This is a genomic window from Halomonas sp. ND22Bw, assembly GCF_003011945.1.
GTDB lineage: Bacteria > Pseudomonadota > Gammaproteobacteria > Pseudomonadales > Halomonadaceae > Halomonas > Halomonas halophila.
Genome location: NZ_PXWD01000304.1, coordinates 1 through 379, shown reverse-complemented (window position 1 = coordinate 379; position 379 = coordinate 1). Strand labels below are relative to the sequence as shown.

Genomic DNA, 379 nt, shown 5'->3' with positions numbered 1-379 from the left:
CAACGCCTCCTGGGTCTTGTGCGTGGTCGAGCCGTAGAAGTTGGGATCCTCGCCCATCACCGTCGGCTGGCCGCGCAGAATGACCACGACCTTGCCGGTCAGGTCCGCCGTCCCATAGTCGTCCCAGGTCGGGCCGGAAATGCCATAGCCGGCGAAGACCAGCGGCGCGCCCGCGATCCTGACGAGCGGATCGGCCGCCCCGGCGCGCAGGGTGATGTCGGTCCCAGAGGTCAGCACATGACGCGCGCCGTCCGCCCCCGTCCAGGCCGCCGTCGGCGCCCGCTCAGGCGTGAACCGCACCAGATCGACGGGCTGCAGCCACGATCCGTCGCGCCCGCCCGGCTCCAGCCCCATCGCCTCATACTGCGCCTGCAGATAG

1 protein-coding gene is annotated in these 379 nt (G+C 70.7%); it reads right to left on the bottom strand.

What is annotated here, in order from left to right:
• A partial coding sequence (locus CVH10_RS18185; RefSeq protein ID WP_219924790.1) for a hypothetical protein occupies nucleotides 1–379 on the bottom strand: 379 nt, incomplete at both ends.